Origin of the sequence: Sphaerisporangium krabiense (genome assembly GCF_014200435.1) — a bacterium.
Taxonomy (GTDB): Bacteria; Actinomycetota; Actinomycetes; order Streptosporangiales; family Streptosporangiaceae; genus Sphaerisporangium; species Sphaerisporangium krabiense.
This window is the reverse complement of record NZ_JACHBR010000001.1, coordinates 5114243-5133447: the sequence shown is the minus strand read 5'-3', so window position 1 is coordinate 5133447 and position 19205 is coordinate 5114243. Positions and strand designations below refer to the sequence as shown.

The 19205-nt window shown below is 72.8% G+C and carries 18 protein-coding genes; 12 read left to right on the top strand and 6 right to left on the bottom strand.

Translation table 11 applies throughout. The features are described from left to right. Positions 1–37 precede the first annotated feature (37 nt). Positions 38–763, top strand: coding sequence for a TetR/AcrR family transcriptional regulator (locus BJ981_RS22570; RefSeq protein WP_184613480.1), 726 nt, complete (start codon positions 38–40; stop codon positions 761–763). A gap of 18 nt (positions 764–781) precedes the next feature. On the opposite strand, the gene BJ981_RS22565 is transcribed toward BJ981_RS22570, so the two are convergent. After that, the gene (locus BJ981_RS22565; RefSeq protein WP_184613479.1) at positions 782–2008 is read right to left on the bottom strand and encodes an MFS transporter; all 1227 of its coding nucleotides are present in this window, start codon (positions 2006–2008) and stop codon (positions 782–784) included. An 86-nt stretch (positions 2009–2094) separates the two neighbouring features. Between BJ981_RS22565 and BJ981_RS22560 the strand changes: the two genes are divergently transcribed. Then, positions 2095–3033 carry a helix-turn-helix domain-containing protein gene (locus BJ981_RS22560; protein ID WP_184613477.1) on the top strand — a complete coding sequence of 313 codons (939 nt, stop codon included), beginning with the start codon at positions 2095–2097 and terminating at the stop codon, positions 3031–3033. A gap of 91 nt (positions 3034–3124) precedes the next feature. Here BJ981_RS22560 and leuA read toward each other — a convergent pair whose 3' ends face one another. Continuing rightward, positions 3125–4846 carry a 2-isopropylmalate synthase gene (leuA, locus tag BJ981_RS22555; RefSeq protein ID WP_239139008.1) on the bottom strand — a complete coding sequence of 574 codons (1722 nt, stop codon included), beginning with the start codon at positions 4844–4846 and terminating at the stop codon, positions 3125–3127. On the opposite strand from leuA, the gene BJ981_RS22550 reads away from it, so the two are divergent. From BJ981_RS22550 to ctaD, 3 genes are all read left to right on the top strand, one after another. Then, the gene (locus BJ981_RS22550; protein ID WP_184613475.1) at positions 4845–5156 is read left to right on the top strand and encodes a hypothetical protein; all 312 of its coding nucleotides are present in this window, start codon (positions 4845–4847) and stop codon (positions 5154–5156) included. The genes leuA and BJ981_RS22550 overlap by 2 nt on opposite strands. Positions 5157–5187: 31 nt before the next feature. Then, positions 5188–5433, top strand: a complete 246-nt coding sequence (locus tag BJ981_RS22545) for a DUF2630 family protein (protein WP_184613473.1) — start codon at positions 5188–5190, stop codon at positions 5431–5433. Positions 5434–5784: 351 nt separating this feature from the next. Continuing rightward, positions 5785–7401, top strand: a complete 1617-nt coding sequence (gene ctaD / locus BJ981_RS22540) for an aa3-type cytochrome oxidase subunit I (RefSeq protein WP_221315267.1) — start codon at positions 5785–5787, stop codon at positions 7399–7401. A 28-nt stretch (positions 7402–7429) separates the two neighbouring features. Here the strand turns inward: ctaD and BJ981_RS22535 are convergent, their stop codons facing one another. Next, positions 7430–8779, bottom strand: coding sequence for an alpha/beta hydrolase family protein (locus BJ981_RS22535; protein ID WP_239139009.1), 1350 nt, complete (start codon positions 8777–8779; stop codon positions 7430–7432). A gap of 169 nt (positions 8780–8948) precedes the next feature. Here BJ981_RS22535 and BJ981_RS22530 point away from each other — a divergent pair, with 169 nt between their 5' ends. Continuing rightward, positions 8949–10094, top strand: a complete 1146-nt coding sequence (locus BJ981_RS22530) for a sensor histidine kinase (protein ID WP_184613469.1) — start codon at positions 8949–8951, stop codon at positions 10092–10094. Continuing rightward, positions 10091–10765: a response regulator gene (locus tag BJ981_RS22525; protein ID WP_184613467.1), complete on the top strand. Its 675-nt coding sequence runs from the start codon at positions 10091–10093 to the stop codon at positions 10763–10765. Before BJ981_RS22530 ends, BJ981_RS22525 begins: the two co-directional genes overlap by 4 nt. A 16-nt stretch (positions 10766–10781) precedes the next feature. Here the strand turns inward: BJ981_RS22525 and era are convergent, their stop codons facing one another. From era to BJ981_RS22510, 3 genes are read right to left on the bottom strand one after another with little or no spacing between them, the layout of a single operon-like run. Beyond that, complete coding sequence (era, locus tag BJ981_RS22520) at positions 10782–11702, bottom strand: GTPase Era (RefSeq protein WP_184613466.1); 921 nt, start codon at positions 11700–11702, stop codon at positions 10782–10784. A 9-nt stretch (positions 11703–11711) separates the two neighbouring features. Next, positions 11712–12050, bottom strand: coding sequence for a cytidine deaminase-like protein (locus BJ981_RS22515; RefSeq protein ID WP_184613464.1), 339 nt, complete (start codon positions 12048–12050; stop codon positions 11712–11714). Between the two features lie 10 nt (positions 12051–12060). Further along, positions 12061–12711: a hypothetical protein gene (locus BJ981_RS22510; protein WP_184613462.1), complete on the bottom strand. Its 651-nt coding sequence runs from the start codon at positions 12709–12711 to the stop codon at positions 12061–12063. A 258-nt stretch (positions 12712–12969) separates the two neighbouring features. Between BJ981_RS22510 and BJ981_RS22505 the strand changes: the two genes are divergently transcribed. The 5 genes from BJ981_RS22505 (at position 12970) to BJ981_RS22480 (ending at position 19198) form a co-directional block, all read left to right on the top strand. Beyond that, a complete protein-coding gene (locus BJ981_RS22505; RefSeq protein ID WP_184613460.1) occupies positions 12970–14124 on the top strand; it encodes a S8 family serine peptidase in 1155 nt (384 codons plus the stop codon). A gap of 300 nt (positions 14125–14424) precedes the next feature. Beyond that, positions 14425–16803 carry a protein kinase domain-containing protein gene (locus BJ981_RS39320; RefSeq protein WP_184613458.1) on the top strand — a complete coding sequence of 793 codons (2379 nt, stop codon included), beginning with the start codon at positions 14425–14427 and terminating at the stop codon, positions 16801–16803. 104 nt (positions 16804–16907) lie between these two features. After that, on the top strand, positions 16908–18281 hold the full coding sequence (locus BJ981_RS38415) for a UCP033725 family protein (RefSeq protein WP_239139010.1): 1374 nt from the start codon (positions 16908–16910) through the stop codon (positions 18279–18281). Positions 18282–18463: 182 nt separating this feature from the next. Next, positions 18464–18868 (top strand): YbaB/EbfC family nucleoid-associated protein, encoded by a 405-nt coding sequence (locus BJ981_RS22485; protein ID WP_239139011.1) that lies wholly within the window; start codon positions 18464–18466, stop codon positions 18866–18868. Between the two features lie 6 nt (positions 18869–18874). After that, positions 18875–19198: a hypothetical protein gene (locus BJ981_RS22480; protein WP_184613456.1), complete on the top strand. Its 324-nt coding sequence runs from the start codon at positions 18875–18877 to the stop codon at positions 19196–19198. The last annotated feature ends 7 nt before the right edge of the window (positions 19199–19205 follow it).

Sequence of the window (19205 nt, the reverse complement as noted above, 5' to 3'; positions counted from 1 at the left end):
TGTTGGAACGATGCTCCAGACATGTCAAGATGGCACCATGGCTTCGCGGACGCGCCCGGCACAGCGGCGCACAGAGGCGCTCTCCCGTGAGCGCATCGTCGAGGCCGCCGTCGAGTTGCTCGACGCGGCCGGCGAGGGCGGGCTGACGGTCCGGGCGCTGACCCAGCGCCTGGCCACCGGGCCCGGGACGATCTACTGGCACGTAGGGAACAGGGGCGGGCTGCTCGACGCCGCCACCGACGCCGTCGTCGCCGCCGCTCTGGCCACCGAGCCCGCCGGGGCCCCGGGCACGCCCCAGGACGAGATCCGCGCCATCGCGCTCGGCCTGTTCGACGCGATCGCCGGACACCCGTGGCTCGCCACGCAGCTCGCCACGCAGCTCTCCCGCAGCCCCTGGGGGCTGGTGACACCGCGGATCTTCGAGAGCATCGGCCGGCGGGTCCGCGCGCTGGGCGTGCCCGAGGGCGACTGGTTCACGGCGGCCTCGGCGCTGGTGCACTACATCCTCGGCGCCGCCGGGCAGAACGCCGCGAACGCCCGCGTACTGGCGTCCGACGCGGACCGCGCCGAGTTCCTCGACGCCGCGTCGAGGGCATGGGAGGAGCTCGACCCCGACGACTACCCGTTCACCCGGGCCGTCGCGAACCAGGTGCGCGAGCACGACGACCGCGAGCAGTTCCTCGCCGGGATCGATCTCATCCTCACCGGCGTCACCACACTCCACCCGCCCACCGGACAGGCGCCCGCCCCACCCGCCACCTGAGGCGGGCCCACCCGGGGGTCAGGCGCGGCGCAGCCGGCGGACCGGGGACGTCAGCAGCAGGGCCGCGCAGACCGCGAAGCTGACGCCGGCGGAGACGAACAGCAGGTCCCGAGGGCTGACGACCTGCGAGACCGGTCCGACCAGCGCCTGCCCGACGGCGATTCCGGACACCGACCCGGCGATCTCGTAGGCGCTCACCCGGTTGAGGACGTCGGGGGCGACCTGGGTCTGGACGCTCGTCGCCCACATCACCGACCAGAACGCCAAGGACATCCCGCCCACCAGGTGGCCCGCCATCAGCCACGGCAGCGGCGGTTCCAGCGCCACCGTCAGCGGCATGAACCCGAACCCGAAGATGGCCACGCCACCGGCGGCGAGCGGACGCGACGGCCGGAGCCTGATCGCGATCAGCCCGCCGAGAACGGTGCCACAGCCGAGGCCGGCCATCACCCAGCCGTAGGCGGCGTCGCCGAGGCGGTCGCCGATCAGGCGCGAGCCCAGCGGGATGTAGGGGCCGAAGACCAGGATGCCGAAGAACACCCAGATGAGGATCACCGACCACATCCAGCTGCGGGAGCGGAACTCCAGCCAGCCGCGGCGCAGGTCCACCAGGACCGTCGAGCGCGCCTTGGCCCCGGCGGCGGCGGGAGCCAGCCGGATGAGGGCCAGGCACAGGCCGCTGAGCAGGAACGTTCCCGCGTCGACGGCGTAGACGGCGCCAGCGCCGGTCAGCGTCATCAGCACGCCCGCGAGGACGGGCCCGCCGAGCTGGGTGGCCGCGTCGGCGATCTTCAGGGTGCCGTTGGCGTGCTGCGGGTCCTTGGCGACGAGGGGGACCATGCCGTTGACCCCGGGCTGGAACATCGCGGTCGCCGTACCGGACAGGAACGACGCCGACAGCAGCAGCCAGAGCGGCGGGGCGCCGGCGAAGAAGGCGACGGCCACCGCGGTCTGGGTGAAGATCCGGATGAGGTCGGCGCCGACCATCATGGTGCGGGCGCCCAACCGGTCGGCGAACACTCCGCCGAACGGGATGAAGAGCACGAACGGGGCGGTGTAGATGGCCAGCACGTAGCCGACGCCGGACACCCCGTAGATCGCGCCGACGGCCAGCGCGGTCGCGACGGGCAGCATCGCGTCGCCGAGCAACGACACCGCTCTGGCGCCGAAATACAGGACGAAGTCCCTGGTCCAGAGCCTGGCCGGTGCGGTGAGGGGTTGTTCGCACTCGGAAAGTGCGGTCATTTCCTGAACTCCATGACCATCTACTGTGAACATCCAGAAAGCCCGGCACAGGTGTCCACAATGACATCATTAGGTACATTCATGCCATGAAGCAGCGCGTGGTCGCCATGGTCGGTTCGCTCCAGGAGATGTATCCGGTGACCTGCGCCTCCGCGGTCTTCGGCTACCACGGCCCGGACATCCCCGAGCACTACGACTTCACGCTCTGCGCCGAACACCCCGGGCCGATCCGGACGACCATGGGCGTCGACATCATCGTCGAGCGGGGGCTGGAGGCCCTCGCCGAGGCCGACACCCTTCTCATCGCGGGCTGGAGCTCACCGGTGACGGTCTCCCCCGGCCTCGGCGCCGCGGTCCTCGCGGCCCACGCCCGCGGCATGCGGATCATGGCCGTCGCCTGCGGGATCTACGTCCCGGCGACCCTCGGCCTCCTGGACGGCCGCACCGCCGCCGCCCACTGGGAACTGACCGCCGATCTCGCCGTGCGCTTCCCCCGCATGCGGCCCGACGCGTCCGTGCTCTACGTGGATCACGGCGACGTGGCGACGGCCGGCGCCACCGCCACGACCATCGACCTCTGCCTGAACCAGGTCAGGCGCGAGCACGGCGCCGCCCTGGCGATGCGCATCGGCCGCCAGTTGGCGGCCGCCCCGCACCGGGAGGGCTGCCAGCGCCAGTACCCCGAACTGCCGACCACCGGCCCGGTGCCCGACTCGCTCGCCCCGCTGCTGGACTGGATCACCGCCAACCTGGACCGCCCGCTGACGATCGAGGACATGGCGGCCCGTTCCGGCCTGTCCTGCCGCACCTTCAGCCGCCACTTCGCCGACCAGCTCGGCATCTCCCCCGGCCGCTGGCTGCTCGACCGCCGCATAGCCCGCGCCCGCGCCCTCCTGGAAGAGACGGACCTGTCCGTCGAGACCATCGCCCAGCGCGTCGGCCTCTCCTCGGCGGTGAACCTCCGCCGCCGCTTCCACAACACCCTGAACACCACCCCCGCCGCCTACCGCCGCTCGTTCCGTTGAGACGGCAGGCCCACCGCACGTCGCTGGACAGCCGTGTGCCGAGGGGGTCGGGCGCCCCCTCGGCGGGTGGTGGCTCGACGGCTGGGCGAGGTCAGCGGGTGGCGCGGTTGACGGCGGAGAGGATGGCCTTCAGGCTGGCGGTGACCGAGTTGGCGTCTACGCCGACGCCCCACAGGACCTGGTCGCCCACCTGGCATTCGACGTACGCGGCGGCGCGGGCGTCGCTGCCGGCGCTCATGGCGTGTTCGGTGTAGTCGAGGACGCGGACCTCGACGCCGACGCTGCCCAGGGCGTCGACGAAGGCCGAGATGGGGCCGTTGCCGACGCCCTCGACCTCGCGGATCTCGCCGTCGAGGCGGATGTCGGCGCTGATGGCGTCCTTCTGGTCCACCTGGGAGACGTTGCGGTGCGCCAGCAGGCCGACGCGTCCCCAGGGCTTGTCGGGGTTCGGCAGGAACTCGTCGGCGAAGGCGTCCCACATCTCGGCGGGGCTGACCTCGCCGCCCTGGGCGTCGGTGCGCGCCTGGATGACGCCGGAGAACTCGATCTGCAGGCGGCGCGGCAGGTCGAAGCCGTACTCGGCCTTCATGATGTAGGCGACGCCGCCCTTGCCGGACTGGCTGTTGACGCGGATGACGGCCTCGTAGGTGCGGCCGACGTCCTTGGGGTCGATGGGCAGGTAGGGGACCTCCCACGCGAACTCGTCCACGGGCACCCCGGCGGCGACGGCGTCGCGCTCCAGAGCCTCCAGGCCCTTCTTGATGGCGTCCTGGTGGGAGCCGGAGAAGGCCGTGTAGACCAGTTCGCCGCCGTAGGGGTGGCGGGGGTGGACGGGGAGCTGGTTGCAGTACTCGACGACGCGGCGGATCTCGTCGATGTCGCCGAAGTCGATCTGAGGGTCGACGCCCTGCGAGAACAGGTTCATGCCGAGGGTGACCAGGCAGACGTTGCCGGTGCGCTCGCCGTTGCCGAACAGGCAGCCCTCGATGCGGTCGGCGCCGGCCTGGTAGCCCAGCTCGGCGGCGGCGACGGCGGAGCCGCGGTCGTTGTGGGGGTGCAGGGACAGGACGATCGAGTCGCGGCGGGCCAGGTTGCGGCTCATCCACTCGATCTGGTCGGCGTAGACGTTGGGGGTGGCCATCTCGACGGTGGCGGGCAGGTTGACGATGACCTTGCGGTCGGGAGTCGGCTGCCAGACCTCGGTGACGGCGTTGCAGACCTCGACGGCGTACTCCAGCTCGGTGCCGGTGAAGGACTCCGGCGAGTACTGGAAGTAGATCTCGGTGCCGGTCATCTGCTCGGCGAGCTTGCGGCACAGCTTGGCGCCCTCGACGGCGATGGCCGTGATGCCGTCCCTGTCCTGGCCGAAGACCACGCGGCGCTGCAACGTGGAGGTGGAGTTGTACAGGTGGACGATGGCCTGCTTGGCGCCGCGCAGGGACTCGAAGGTGCGCTCGATCAGCTCGGGACGGGCCTGGGTGAGGACCTGGATGACCACGTCGTCGGGGACGCGGCCCTCTTCGATGATCTGGCGGACGAAGTCGTAGTCGGTCTGGGAGGCGGCGGGGAAGCCGACCTCGATCTCCTTGTATCCCATGCGGACCAGCAGCTCGAACATCCGCATCTTGCGGTCGGAGTCCATGGGGTCGATCAGGGCCTGGTTGCCGTCGCGCAGGTCCACGGCGCACCACTGGGGGGCGCGGTCGATGACCTTGTCCGGCCAGGTGCGGTCGGGCAGGCGTACGGGGGTGAAGGGCTGATAGCGGCGGAAGGGCATCGGGGACGGCTGCTGCTGCGGGTACTGCGAATGCATGGACATGCTCCTGATCGGTATCGGTACCGGCGGCGGCGGCGCGCGTCAGGACGGCATGCCTGAACGTGCTGATCTCATGGGTTCCGTGGACGTGCACGGGAGGGAGGTCGCCACCGGGATTCTCATCCTCGATCGGCCGACGCGCATGGCTCAGCTCCGCGGCGAGGGAGCCGGCCTCTTACAGGCCCTCGCCGCGGCGGCTAAGAAGCAGCCCGCGCAGCATACGCATGACCGTACCAGACGGCGGACGGCCGGCGTGAAGGCGGGGGGCGATCAAGGGGTCACCCCGGTGCGGACCCCCACACCGTAAGCTCCCGTAGGGACATCGAGGAGGTTGGGACATGCAGGACGGCGAGATACTCGCGAAGATCAAGGATCTCATCGCGGAGGAGCACGATCTCCGGGACCGGACCGCCACGGGGGAGGTCTCCTCGCAGGAGGAGCGGGCGCGGATCAAGGAGCTGGAGGCGGCGCTCGACCAGTGCTGGGACCTCCTCCGGCAGCGTAAGGCCCGCAGGGAGTTCGGCGAGGACCCGGACTTCGCGAGTCCCCGCCCGGTCAACGAGGTGGAGGGCTACCAGCAGTAGCCCGGACGTCGGACGTCGGCGACGGCCAGGGTCGTCAAAGAAACCCTGGCCGTCGCCATTTGTGTCTTTGCTCGTCGTTTCTCCGATATAGGCGTTTTACGCGTTGTAATCGGATTAAACGGAGTAAGCAAGCGACGCGACGCCGGCGGGGGGTGCCATGCGAACGGTACGCGCCCCAGCGCGCCCGCTAACCGGCCCCGCCGGAACCGGGAAAAACGGCGGAACATCCCGCGCTGTACCGTGGCGATCGGGCCGTACGGCCGGCGTCGCGCGACGGCCCGGCCGTACGGTTGGGGGCGCCCCGTGATCTACACGAAGGAGCCCGAGGCTCCCACCGCCGAACACGCCCACCTGGGCCGGCTGCTGCTGCGATGGGCGAGCACGACCGACCACAAGGTGATCGGCAACCTGTACCTGGTCACCTCGTTCGTCTTCTTTCTCATCGCGGGCCTCATGGCGATGCTGGTCCGCGCCGAACTGCTGCAGCCCGGCATGCAGCTCATGACGAACAAGCAGTACAACGAGCTCTTCACCAACCACGGCGCGCTGATGCTCCTGCTGTTCGCCACCCCCCTGTTCGCCGGCTTCGCCAACGCGATCATGCCGCTGCAGATCGGCGCGCCCGACGTGGCCTTCCCCCGGCTGAACATGGTGGGCTACTGGCTGTTCCTGTTCGGCGGCCTGATCGTGCTCTCCGGGTACCTCACCGCGGGCGGGCCCGCCGACTTCGGCTGGACGGCCTACACCCCCATGTCGGAGGAGACGTACACCTCCGGGATCGGCCCGAGCCTGTTCATCATGGGTCTTGTCATGTCGGGCCTCGGCACGATCCTCGGCTCGGTCAACTTCATCACCACGATCATCTGCATGCGCGCGCCCGGCATGACGATGTTCCGCATGCCGCTCTTCACGTGGAACACCCTGTTCACCAGCATGCTCGTGCTGATGGCGTTCCCGGTGCTGGCCGCCGCGCTGCTCGTGCTGGAGATCGACCGCAGGCTCGGCTCGCAGATCTTCAGGGCGTCGAGCGGCGGGCCGATCCTGTGGCAGCACCTGTTCTGGTTCTTCGGCCACCCGGAGGTCTACATCGTCGCGCTGCCGTTCTTCGGCATCATCACCGAGATCCTGCCCGTCTTCAGCCGCAAGCCCCTGTTCGGCTACATCGGACTGGTCGGCGCGACGATCGCGATCACGGGGCTGTCGATGACGGTGTGGGCGCACCACATGTTCGTGACGGGCGTGGTGCTGCTCCCGTTCTTCTCGTTCATGTCGTTCCTCATCGCCGTCCCGACCGGGGTGAAGTTCTTCAACTGGGTCGGCACGATGTGGCGGGGCCAGCTCACCTTCCCCACCCCGATGATGTTCGCGGTCGGGTTCCTGGTCACGTTCCTGTTCGGCGGGCTGACCGGCGTCATCCTGGCCTCGCCGCCCCTGGACTTCCAGGCCAGCGACTCCTACTTCGTGGTGGCCCACTTCCACTACGTGCTGTTCGGCACCGTGGTGTTCGCGATGTTCGCGGGCTTCTACTTCTGGTGGCCGAAGTTCACCGGCAGGATGCTGAACGACCGGCTCGGCAAGGTGCAGTTCTGGATGCTGTTCGTCGGCTTCCACACCACCTTCCTGGTGCAGCACTGGCTGGGCGTGCAGGGCATGCCCCGCCGGTACGCCGACTACGCGCCCACGGAGGGCTTCGCCACCGGGAACATGATCTCGTCGATCGGCGCGTTCCTGCTCGGCGCCTCGACGCTGCCGTTCCTGTTCAACATCTGGTGGACGTGGCGGCACGGCACGAAGGTGACCGTCGACGACCCCTGGGGCTTCGCCAACTCCCTGGAATGGGCGACCTCCTGCCCCCCGCCCCGGCACAATTTCATCTCCATCCCCCCGATCCACTCCGAACGCCCCGCGTTCGACCTCCACCACTCCCACCTGCCCATCACCGCCGTGCGAACGGCACGCCGCGAGTGACCCTCCGGCGTCGCGGCGGCCGGGGCCGTCACGGAATGATCTTCACGTCGGGGTGGGACGGTGTGGGGCCGTCGAACAGGTGGGTCGGGTGGCCCTTCAGGTGCAGGTCGAAGAACGCGGTGACGTAGGCGCGCTGGGCCGCCAGTGAGCGGGCCGGGGCGATCGTGCCGATCAGGTCGCCGGAGGGGATCTTCCCTGACGTCGCGGCGAGCTGGGGCAGCAGCACCTGCAGGTCGGTGAACGAGCCGTGCGCGGCGCCCGCGAAGCGCAGCTCGCGCTTCCAGCCGTGTGATCCGCCCCAGAAGGACTTCCAGGTGGGGTCGGACCGCCGGGTGTGCGAGCCGGCCGCCAGGTGCAGGAAGGGCTTGGACACCCCGGTGCGGGCCACCGGGCCGACGTAGGAGCCGTCGAGGTTCACCCCCGCGTCCACCCGGCGGTCGTCGTGGGCGAGCTGCGCGGCCACCGAGCCGCCCAGGGACTGCCCGACCATCCCGACGTGGGACAGATCCGGCGCGCCGGTCAGCCCGGCGGGCAGCGGAGACGCCTCGGCGTCGGGGTTGCGTCCCTGGGCGAGGCCGGCGAGCCGGTCGAGCACGAACCGCATGTCCGCCAGGCGTGCCCGCGCGTGCTTTCTCAGCAGCCTGTCGATCACCGCTGGGGTGATCTTCCCCGGGAGCGGCGCGGCCCGTTCGACGCGACCGCCGGGGAACTCGACCTGGTCGGCCTCGAAGGTGTGGTCCACCGCCACCACCAGGTATCCCCGGGCGGCCAACTCCTCCACCAGCGCGGTGCCGAGGCTGCGCGGGCCGCCGTCCCCCGGGGCGAACAGCACCACCGGCAGCGCCCCCGCCCGCCGGTCGACCGGCGCGCCCAGCCGGGCGTGGGTCGTGGTCGCGGCCCAGTTCACCGTGCCCGGCGGGATCTCCAGTCCCGGCGCCGAGTGGACGTCCCAGTCGGCCGCGGCCCGGGGCGCCATGTGCGGCGCCAGGGGAAGGCGGGCGGACGTGCGGGCGGCCGGGTACCAGAGGCTCACCATGAGCTCGCGGTAGGGCCGGGACTTCACCAGCGGGTCCCGCCGTGACCGGTCCACCAGATGCAGTGCCACCGTCCCGATCGACCGTCGCACGCTCGGCGTGGGCAGGACCAGCCTGACCGGCCCCTCCCCCGCCATGTCGAGCCTGCCGGACATACCGGACCTGCTGGCACTGGTGACGATCCCGGCGTTCCCAGTGATCCCGGTGTTCCCGACGATCCCGGTGATCTCGGCGACTCCGGACGTGTCCGCGGCGGCCGGGGCGACGGTGAGGGGAGCCGCCAGGGCGGCGGTCAGCCCGAGTGCGGCGGCGGCCGGGATGGCGGTCATGAAGGCTTTTGCCATGAGGTGCTCCTGAAGGTGGTGGTGGTGCGGTTCAGGAGCCTTTCAACGACCCGCGGGCGCGACGAGCGCCCCGGGGATGATCCTCCCGGTACGACCCCAGGCTGACCTGCCAGGATGTTCATCCCGCGGGATGACGGCACGCGCCGGCACGGCCACTATGGTGAGCGGCATGTACCGGCCTGACCGTCTCCTGGCCGCGCTCGCCGGCAGGCCGTGGGTGCTCGACGCGCTGTCGGCGGCCGTGCTGTTCCTTGCCACCCTCGGGCCCGGACGGGTGCCGGACGGCCCTCCGTGGCTTCTCGCCCTCCAGGCCGCCCTGGTGCTGCCGCTGGTGTGGCGGCGGCGCGCGCCGCTCACGGTGTTCGCGGTGATCGCCGCGGTGGCCGGGGCGCAGTGGCTGGCCGGTGTCCAGCTCCCCGCGGACGTGGCGCTGCTGGTGGCGCTGTACACCGTCGGCGCGCACTCCACGTGGCGTCGCACGCTGGCGGCCTGGCTGGTGCTGGAAGGCGGGGCCGTGCTCGCCTCCGTCCGGTGGGCTCCGGAGGGGCGCCTCCTGCCGTCGGTCGCGGCGATGACGGCCTTCACCGTCGCGGCGGCCGTCATCGGCACGAACATGCGCACCCGGCGCGCGTACGTCGCGGGGCTGGAGCGTGACCGGGACCGGCGGGCGCGCCTGGCCGTCGCCGAGGACCGGGCCCGCATGGCCCGGGACATGCACGACATCGTCACCCACAATCTGTCGGTCATGGTCGCGCTGGCCGACAGCGCCCGGTACGTGCGCGACAGCGCGCCGGACAAGGCGGCCACGGCCATGGAGCAGATCTCCGCCACCGGACGGCAGGCGCTGGCCGACATGCGGCGCTGCCTGGGGGTGCTCCGCCCGGACGAACCGGACGCCGAGCGGCACCCGATGCCCGGCATCGCCGAGCTCCCCGCCCTGGCCGGCCAGCTCCGCGCGGCCGGGCTGCCGACCCGCGTCCATCTGGACGGCGACCCCGGCGGGATCCCGGCCACCGCTCAGCTCACCGTGTACCGCCTGGCCCAGGAGGCTCTGACCAACGCGCTCAAGCACACGACGCCCGGCACCCGCGCCGAGGTCACCCTGCGGGTGTCCCCCGAGGCCGTCACCGTGGAGATCACCGACGACGGCCGTCCCGCCCCGGCTACCGGCCACGGGCCGGGGTTCGGGATCACCGGGATGCGGGAGCGGGTGGCCGCGTTCGGGGGGACGTTGCGGGCCGGGCCGCTGCCGGGCGGGGGCTGGCGCGTGGTGGCGCGGCTGAACCTGGAGACGGCCGGGACGGGGGCGTCGTGAGCGTCCGCGTCCTGCTCGCCGACGACGAGTCGCTGCTGCGCATGGCCTTCACCATGATCCTGGACGCCCAGCCGGACATGACGGTCGTCGGCGAGGCCGGGGACGGCGTCGAGGCCGTGCGGCTGGCGGCACGGCTGCGCCCGGACGTCGTGCTGATGGACGTCCGCATGCCCGGCGTCGACGGCATCGAGGCCACCCGCCGCATCGTCAAGGACCACCCGGCGTCGCGGGTCCTCATCCTGACGACGTTCGACCTGGACGAGTACGCCTTCGCCGCGCTCAAGGCCGGGGCGTCCGGCTTCCTGCTGAAGAACGCGCGGCCGGAGGAGCTGCTCGCGGCCATCCGCAGCGTCGCCTCGGGGGACGCGGTGGTCTCGCCGCGGATCACCCGCCGCCTGCTGGAGACGTTCGCGCCCCAGTTGATGAACGGCGGCGGCCCGGGGGACGACGCGCGTCTCGACCGGCTCACCGCCCGCGAGCGCGAGGTGCTCGTCCAGGTGGCCCGCGGCCTGTCCAACACCGAGATCGCCGCCGCGCTGCACCTCGCCGAGGCCACGGTGAAGACCCACCTCGGCCGCGTCCTGGACAAACTGGAGCTGCGCGACCGGGTGCAGGCCGTGGTGTTCGCCTACGAGACGCGGCTCGTCCAGCCGGGCGGGCCACGCCCGTGACCGTCGAGCCGTGGGGTCAGTCGTAGAAGCCGAGGCGGCGGAGCTGTTTCGGGTCGCGTTGCCAGTCTTTGGCGACCTTGATGCGCAGGTCCAGGTAGACGTGGGTGCCGAGCAGGGCCTCGATGTGCCGTCGCGCCCGGGTGCCGACCTCCTTGAGCCGCGCGCCCTTGGGGCCGATGACGATCGCCTTCTGCGAGGGGCGTTCGACGAACATCTGGGCGTACACGTCGAGCAGGTCGTCACGGCCCTCGCGCGGCACCATCTCTTCGACGACGACGGCGATGGAGTGCGGCAGCTCGTCGCGGACCCCTTCGAGCGCGGCCTCGCGGATCAGCTCGGCGACGAGGACCTGCTCGGGCTCGTCGGTGAGCTCGCCCCCGGCGTACAGGGGAGGGGACACCGGCAGGCGGGCGGCGAGCAGGTCGCCGAGCAGGCCGAGCTGTTCCCCCGACTCCGCCGAGACCGGGATGATCTCCGCGAAGTCGCCGAGCTTGGAGACGTCGAGGAGCTGCTTGGCGATCTGTTCGCGGCTCGCCAGGTCGCACTTGGTGACCACGGCGATCACCGGGGTCTTCTTCACGGCCGCGAGCTTCTCGGCGATGAAACGGTCGCCCTTGCCGACGGGCTCGTTGGCCGGCAGGCAGAAGCCGATGACGTCCACCTCGGTCAGGGTGGACAGCACCAGGCTGTCGAGCCGCTCGCCGAGCAGCGTGCGCGGGCGGTGGAGGCCGGGCGTGTCGACGATGACGAGCTGCGCGTCGGGCCGGGTGACGATGCCTCTGATCGCGCGGCGGGTGGTCTGCGGCTTGGAGGAGGTGATCGCCACCTTCGCGCCCACAAGCGCATTCATCAGCGTCGACTTGCCGACGTTGGGCCTGCCGACGAAGCAGGCGAACCCGGCGCGAAATTCAGGGGCTGAGGAACTCACGCCCTCCATTGTCCCCGATCAGATGTAGCGACCCTTCACGGCGCCGTCGGGGGCCGCGAGGAACAGGACGGCCTCCCCCAGGTCTTCGATGGCGGCGAGGTCGGGCCGGCCGGGCTCGTCCTCGTCGGTGACGAGCGCGGCGGCCTCCAGCGATACGGCCCCGCTGGACACGGCCATGGCGACCGCGACCTGCACCGCGGACAGCTTCAGCGAGGGCAGGTCCACGTTGGTCGCGGTGTAGGTGCGGCCGGTCTCGTCGCGGACGGCGGCGCCCTCGGCCGTGCCGTTGCGCGCGCGGGCGGCGCGGGCCAACGTGATGATCTTGCTGTCCTCGGGGGCGAGGGAGGTCTCGGTCACGGGCACAAGGCTACTCGGCCGCCTGCCCGACCTTGGTGGCGAGCGCGGCGGCCAGGCGCTCGGTCCGCGCCGGGTCGAGCTTGGCGAGACCCGTGTGCACGAGCGAGATCAGGACGCCGCCCGAACGCACCACGACCAGGTGCATCTCGTACGGGTAGCCGCCGACCCGGCCCTTGTAGCGCCGCGCCTCCACGCCGTCGCCGAGGGCGCGCAGGGGCAGCGGCGAGCCGACCAGCCGGTCCCCTGCGCCCGCCGTGCGGACCGAGGCCACCCGGCAGTCGCGCATCAGGCCGCCGACGTCGCGCAGCGCGTCGCGGGCGCCGCCCGGGGCGTACGACGACAGGACGACGCCGGCGGTCTCGCCGAGCAGGTCCCCGCGGAAGGTCACCGCCTCCGCCGCGCCCCGCCCGTCCTCGTGCCTGCCCTCCGCCAGGTCGAACAGCTTGCCGCACTGTTCGCTCGCCGGGCGGAACGGGCGCTGCCACGCGGTGGCGGCGCGGTCGGTGAAGCCGGAGGAGGGGTCGTCCACCGCGTTCAGCGCCTGGCGTGCCCGCGACAGCTCCTCGCGCGCCCGGTACCCCCCGAACAGGCCGCCCGCCCCGCAGGCCGCGGTCGCGCCGACGATCAGGGCGCAGGCCAGGAGCACGCCGGTGCCGCGCATCGTCCACCCCCCGATATCCGGGCCGGCGGGGATATCTCCGCCTTGACCTGCGACTTTTCTGCCCGATCACGCAAAGGCGCAATCTCCTGACAACGGGTGAAGAAGGTCAGGGACGCGCGGGAACGGAGAAGAGTCCGGCGGAGTCGGGAACGGGGGAACGCGGACCCGCACCGCATGATCCCGACATTTACCTAAATATGCGATGGCACAGTGACTAGGCTTCTCGCGCGGAACGGATGGCAGGACGGGGCTGAGCCAATGGCAGGACGGGGTGTCGTCGCCGTCGCGCTGGCGTTCACGCTCGCCGCGGGCCCGAGCACGGCCGCGGCGGCCGTAGAACCCCAGAGGTGCGCGCCCCCGCGCGGCGGCGTGGAGGTCGGCGAGTCCTGGGCGCAGCGGCGGCTGGCCTTCACCCGCGTCTGGCAGCTCACGCGCGGCGAGGGCGTGACGGTCGCGTTCGTCGACAGCGGGGCCGACACCCGCCACCCGCAGGTGCGGGTCGCCAGAACCGTCGACCTGACCGGTACCGGGCCCCTGGACTGCGTCGGCCATGGCACGGCGGTGGCCGGGATCATCGGCGGCGCGGACATGAAGGACATCCCCTTCGCCGGCGTCGCGCCCGAGGCGCGGCTCGTCTCGATCAAGCAGTCCAACGCCGAGAACGGGGACGTGGCGCTGCTCGCCGAGGGCATCCGCCGGGCCGCCGACCTCGGCGCCCAGGTGCTCAACATCTCGATCCAGACCGGCGACCAGCCCGTCCTGAAGAGCGCCGTCGAGTACGCGCTCGCCAACGACGTGGTGATCGTCGCCGCGGCCGGCAACATCCGCAAGGAGGACGGCACGCCCGCCCCTTCCTACCCCGCCGCCTACGAGGGCGTGCTCGCGGTCGGGTCCGCCGGGCCGGACGGCAGGCGGACGGACTTCTCCAACGCGGCCACCCCCGTGTCGGTCCTCGCGCCGGGGGCGGGGATCACCAGCACCTGGCCGGGCGGCGCTTACCGCCAGGACCTGGACGGCACGAGCTACGCCGCGCCGTACGTCGCGGGGGTCGCCGCGCTGGTGCGGGCGCGCCATCCCGAGCTGGACAACGTCCGCGTGCGGCGGCGCATCGAGCTCACCGCGGACGGCGCGTCAGGCGCGGGCACCGGGGCCGGCATGGTGAACCCGCTGCTGGCGGTGTCGCAGATCCTCCCCTCCGAGGTCGTGGCGCTCGCGCCGGCGCGGCCCGCGCCGCTGCCGTCCGGGGTCGTCGCCCGGCCCGTGCCGCCGGACACGGCGGCGATGACGCGGGCGGGCGGGATCGCGCTGGCCGCGCTGCTGGCCGCCGGGCTGGTGACGGCGGTCAGCGTGGTGATCCCCTTGGGGCGGCGGCGCGGGTGGCGGCCGGGGCGTGCCGCCGTTCCCGGCGATTGACGTTTGTCCGGGTTTGCGGAGATAAAGCGGGAAATAGCCGTTTATGGTGACGCGGTGATCCTTCACGCTTACCGCCTGCGGTCACCGGCGAATGAACTTCTTCCGCGACCCGCATTCATTCGGACATGATTCACGGAAACGTAACAAGTGATGCACGCGTGACAAATTATGTCATGTGGTGCGTGATCATGTGGTGTCATGATGCGCGATGGCGAGCCGCAGGGGAAGGCGATGAGACGAATGCAGCCATTGCTTCCGGGGGATCCCGAGCGCATCGGTGAATACACACTTGTTGGACGCTTGGGCGAAAGCCCACGCGGAACCGCCTACCTGGCCCATCCGACCGCGGCAGGCGCCGCGCCCGGAGAGGAGCCCGTACCCTCTCCCGAAGCGTCCGGCGAGGCGGGCGCGGGCGTTCCCGAGCCCGGCGGCGTGGACGCGACCGGGGGGCGGTTCGTCGTCAAGCTGCTCCCCCGCCGGCCGGAGGCCGACGAGGAGGCCCGGTCCCGGGTCCTCGACGACCTGTCCGCCGCGCGGCGGGTGTCCAGCGCGTACGCGGTGCGCGCGGTCGACGCCGGATGGGCGGACGACCGCGCCTACGTCGTCCGCGAGTACGTCGAGGGCCGGTCGCTGCGCGAGGCCGTCGAGGCCGGCGGCGCGCTGACCGGAGACGCGCTGGAGCGGATCGCCGTCGGCACGCTGACCGCGCTCACCGCCGTCCACCTGGCCGGCATCTCCCACCGGGGCCTCACCCCCGACAACGTCCTGCTCGGCCCGGACGGGCCGCGCGTCGCCGACTTCGGGCTCGGCGAGACCGGCTACCGCTCCCCCGAGCAGGTGCGCGGCGAGCCGGCCGGCCCGGCGGCCGACGTGTTCGCGTGGGCGCGCACCCTGGCGTACGCCGCGACCGGCGCCGAGCCGTTCGCCGACGACCCGCAGGCCATCGCCACGGCCGCGCCGGACCTCGGCGCGCTCCCCGCGCCGCTGCGCGACGTGGTCGGCGCCTGCCTGTCCAAGACGCCCGCCGAGCGCCCGACCGCGCAGGGTGCGATGCTGTGGCTCCTCGGCGACGACAAGACCGCCTCGGCTCCGCCCGCGATCCCCGCCGCCCCGCTCCCGGCCGCCACGCCCGCGGAGTCGTCCCCGACGCCCCCGAACACCGCCCCGCCGGCCGGCTCCTCCCTGACGCCGCCCGCCCCGGCGCCCTCTCCGGGTTCCGGGCCGGCTCCCGACGCCGTCGTGCCCGGGCAGGTCGTCGTTCCCGGACCGGCCGTGGCGGGCCCGGTCATCTCCGGCAGCGTGGAACCCGCCGTCCCCGAGGCGCCGGCGCCGGACCGGCCGGGACGGGACGTCGCGGCGTCCGCGGCCACGCCGGCGGCGGTGTGGGAGGTTCCCGCCCAGGCGCCGGCGCCCGCCGAGCAGGTCTGGAGCGCCCCCGCGCTGCCGTCCGACGCCGGCGCGGCCGCTGCGCCGCGCACGCCCGCCGCCGGAGAGTCCGAGACGCCCGCCGCCGCGCCGCGCAGGAAGGCGCACTTCCCGGTCGGCCTCGCCGCCGGGGTGGGCGTCGTCGTGGGACTGGCCGGGCTCGGGCTCTGGGGAGCGGGACACTACTCGGCCACCCAGCAGATCGGCCGGGTCGCCGCCGAGGGCCAGGCGCCGGCGCCGGAGTCCTCGGACGGTCCGGTCGCCCCCGCCGAGGTCGGCGGCACGACGGCGCCGCGCCCGAAGGTCACCGCGCCGTGGGCCACCTCGCCCGCGCCGCAGGACACCGGCGTCTACCCGATGGAGATCACGACGGCCACCCCGTCGGTCGGCGGCGTGCCCACGCTGTCCCCGCCGCCGTTCACGCCGCCGCCGATCCCCACCCAGACGGGCTCGCCGACGCAGGGCTCGCCCACGCCGCGGACGACGGTCACGGTCACGCAGACCCCGACGCCCACCCCGACCCCGACGGTCGCCCCGTCCGGCGAGCCCTCCCCGAGCCCCTCCGGCCCGTCGCAGACGCCCGACCCTTCCGCGTCGCCCACCGGCTCCCCCACGGGATCGCCCACCGGGAGCCCGACGGGATCGCCGACCGGCTCGCCCACCACCACCGCCGTCCCCAGCGCGACCGCGAGCCCCACCTCCTCCGGCACGGCGCGGCCGACCGCGTCCGCCCCGGTCTACCCCAGGCCCACGATCACCAGGACCGTCACGCCGAACCCGACGGTCACCCGTCCCCGGCTGACCGCGGCCCCGCGCCCGATCACGACCCGGCCCGCGCCCACCGTGACCAGGACCGTCGCGCCGATCGTGACCGGCACCGCCGCGCCGCGGCCCACGGGCGGCACGCCGCCGACCACGACGCAGCCGCCCGCCGCCAACCCCTACACCCCGCAGCAGGTCTGCGGCGCCGGGTTCGCGGTCCAGCGGTCGAGCGCCTTCGACGGCGGCGTCGTGCACCAGCTTCGCAACGCCTCGACGGGCGCGGTGTGCGTGGTGACGATGAAGACCGCGCGGCTCGGCGCGGCCTCACCGGTGTCGGCGACGCTGGAGGTGCAGGGCGTGGGCGCCCGCACCGACAGCGGCTCCTACAAGTACTACGCCGGCCCGGTCATCATGCAGGCCAAGGGCAAGTGCGTCCGCTTCTCCGGCACCGTCGGCGACGGCTCGGGCGCGGCGCCGCTCGCCTGCGGGTAGGCGTCCCGCGCCGCGCGGTCCCGCCGGCGTGCCGATGACTGCTCTGCGGGGCCCGGTGGACGACCGGGCCCCGCGGGACGCCGCCGGGACCTAGGGTGATCGTCATGGGGGAATGGCGCCCCGAGGGGGCGTTCGAGGAGACGCTCGGGGCCGCGTACGCCGCGGGCGACCTGGCCGCGTGCCTGGCGCTGCTGCGCGAGGCCGAGCTGGCGCTCCCGATCGGGCCGCGGGCGGCGGCGGGCCACGAGCCGGTCGCCTGGCCCACGATGAGCGGCGAGGCGCGCACCTGGATCGTCGCCTGCACCTCCGCCGCGGCCGTCCGGGCGGTCGCCGGCGACGCCACCCGGAGCTTCCGCGTCGTCTCCCTGCCCGAGCTGGCCGCGGGGTGGCCGGACGCGCGCTGGGGGCTGGCCGTCAATCCCGGGCTGCCGGTGAGCCTCTACCTGGAGCCGGGGACGGTCGCGCGGCTGGCCGCGCCGTCGCCGTCCGAGGACCGCCGCGCCGTACCGGAGTCCGGCCCGCCGATCATGCAGAAGGCGCTCGACGCGGCCGGCCTGCGCGACCTGCTCGTGGACGGCGGGTTCCGGGTCTCGGGGTACTGCCATCAGGCGGTGGACGTGGCGCACATCGCGACCCCCGCCGTGCTGGCGGACGCGCTCGGCGCCGAGGGGACGGTCGGCGCGGACGGCTCGGTGAACCTGCTGCGGTGGCGCGCGGCCGGGCTGAACCTGTACCGGCCCCCGTACGGCGGGGCCGACGAGGAGTCCATGGCCGCCGTGGCCGGCTGGGTGGTCGAGGAGCCGCCGTTCACCGGCATGGGGTACGTCCCGAACGTCGACCAGGTGATCCGCGAGTACAAGGTCAGCGGGGTCGGGCTGCCGCACGGCGCGGAGGTGTGGGAGCTGACGGCGTCCGGCGTCGAGCACCGGCGGGCCGTGTTCGACGGGGACCTCGCGCGGTGGCTGCTGGTCCACGTCGTCGCCGCCGGCTCTCCGCCACCCGGCACGGAGCCGCACGGCGCCGAGCCGCCGGTCGTGGCGACGTCCGCCGGGGACCCCTCCCGCGCGGAGCCGTCTCACGGCGCCCGGCAGGCGTGGCATTCGTACCGCGCCCTCTTCGACGGTGTGGAGTACGAGGCGAGCCCCGACCCGCGCGCCGACGGGCTGTGGATGCGGCTGAGGAGCGACCGGCCCGCGGCGGGGTTCGTCCAGGTCGCCCCAGGGCGGTTCGTGCGCCCGGCGCCCGCGGAGGAGTGCGAGGCGGTGCGCTTCGTGACGACGGTCGCCGAGTGGCGCGACGCCCCGTGCCAGGTGCGCGGCGAGCGGGACGGCGAGTTGCTGCTGGAGTACACCGGCGGCCTGCTGCCGGTCGCGCGGCGGCTCGGGCTGGAGCGCGTCGAGCGGGGCGTCCACCGGCGGTGGGTTCCCCGGGACGAGGTGCGCGACCTGCGGGACCAGGTCGTCGACCTCGATTTCTGACCGCCGCGCGCCGCACACGGCGAACCGGGCGATTCACCAGCTTGTGAACATATTGCTTGCCCGCCATGAACGACGGATGCCACACTGATCACTCAAGTACGACTGTTTCCCTGAAGTTGAACCATGGTCGTGGTGCGGTTCAGCGCCGCGACCCTTGTGGGCAGGTACTCGGGGGAGGGTACGTGGAGCCTTTCGGGCGTCCGGACGCGGCCGAGATGCGCGCCTACGCCGACGAACTGCGGGCGACGTTCACACGCCTGCACCAGGAGGCGCCCGCGCTGCACGAGAAGGCGCGCGCCGTCCAGGTCACGGAGAAGTCCCGGGACGGCCTGATCTCCGCCACCGTCGGCCCGCGGGGAGACCTCATCCGGCTCGACATCGACCCCCGCGTCTACCGGCGGCCCGACTCACGGGAACTGGCCGACTCGATCACCGAGACCGTCCACCGGGCCGCCGAGAAGGCGCGCGAGAGGGTCGTCGAGCTGTTCGAGCCGCTCATCCCGGCGGAACAGATGGCGGCGCACCTCGACGGGGACCTCGAACGCGTGCTGGACCAGATGGCCGGCCGGATGCTCGGGAAGGGGTGACCCGCCATGTCCGAACATGTCGACATCCACGCGCCGGCGGCGCACAGGGGGCTCACGCAGTGGGACACCGCGACGAGGGGACTCGCGGCGGTCTGGAAGGACGGGACCGCACGCATCAAGCGGCTCACCGAGGCGGCGCCATGGGGCGGCGACTCGGCCGGGGCGGCGTTCCTGGCCGCCTACCAGAAGGACGGCGGCACGGAACGCATGATCAGAGAGGGCGACAAGGTCATCAAGGGCGTGGACGACCTCGGCGCCAAGGTGCGCCTCGCCGTCACCAGGACCCGCGGGACCGACGCCGGACAGGCCAGGACCATCCAGAGCATCTGACGGCGGC

Coding starts and splice junctions, on each gene's coding strand:
- BJ981_RS22530 (WP_184613469.1), top strand. CDS start 8,949: ATGTACCGGCCTGACCGTCTCCTGGCCGCGCTCGCCGGCAGGCCGTGG.
- BJ981_RS38415 (WP_239139010.1), top strand. CDS start 16,908: ATGGGGGAATGGCGCCCCGAGGGGGCGTTCGAGGAGACGCTCGGGGCC.
- BJ981_RS22505 (WP_184613460.1), top strand. CDS start 12,970: ATGGCAGGACGGGGTGTCGTCGCCGTCGCGCTGGCGTTCACGCTCGCC.
- BJ981_RS22535 (WP_239139009.1), bottom strand. CDS start 8,779: ATGGCAAAAGCCTTCATGACCGCCATCCCGGCCGCCGCCGCACTCGGG.
- BJ981_RS22480 (WP_184613456.1), top strand. CDS start 18,875: ATGTCCGAACATGTCGACATCCACGCGCCGGCGGCGCACAGGGGGCTC.
- BJ981_RS22545 (WP_184613473.1), top strand. CDS start 5,188: ATGCAGGACGGCGAGATACTCGCGAAGATCAAGGATCTCATCGCGGAG.
- BJ981_RS22510 (WP_184613462.1), bottom strand. CDS start 12,711: ATGCGCGGCACCGGCGTGCTCCTGGCCTGCGCCCTGATCGTCGGCGCG.
- BJ981_RS22560 (WP_184613477.1), top strand. CDS start 2,095: ATGAAGCAGCGCGTGGTCGCCATGGTCGGTTCGCTCCAGGAGATGTAT.
- BJ981_RS22565 (WP_184613479.1), bottom strand. CDS start 2,008: ATGACCGCACTTTCCGAGTGCGAACAACCCCTCACCGCACCGGCCAGG.
- BJ981_RS22570 (WP_184613480.1), top strand. CDS start 38: ATGGCTTCGCGGACGCGCCCGGCACAGCGGCGCACAGAGGCGCTCTCC.
- leuA (WP_239139008.1), bottom strand. CDS start 4,846: ATGCATTCGCAGTACCCGCAGCAGCAGCCGTCCCCGATGCCCTTCCGC.
- era (WP_184613466.1), bottom strand. CDS start 11,702: ATGGAGGGCGTGAGTTCCTCAGCCCCTGAATTTCGCGCCGGGTTCGCC.
- BJ981_RS22550 (WP_184613475.1), top strand. CDS start 4,845: ATGGACATGCTCCTGATCGGTATCGGTACCGGCGGCGGCGGCGCGCGT.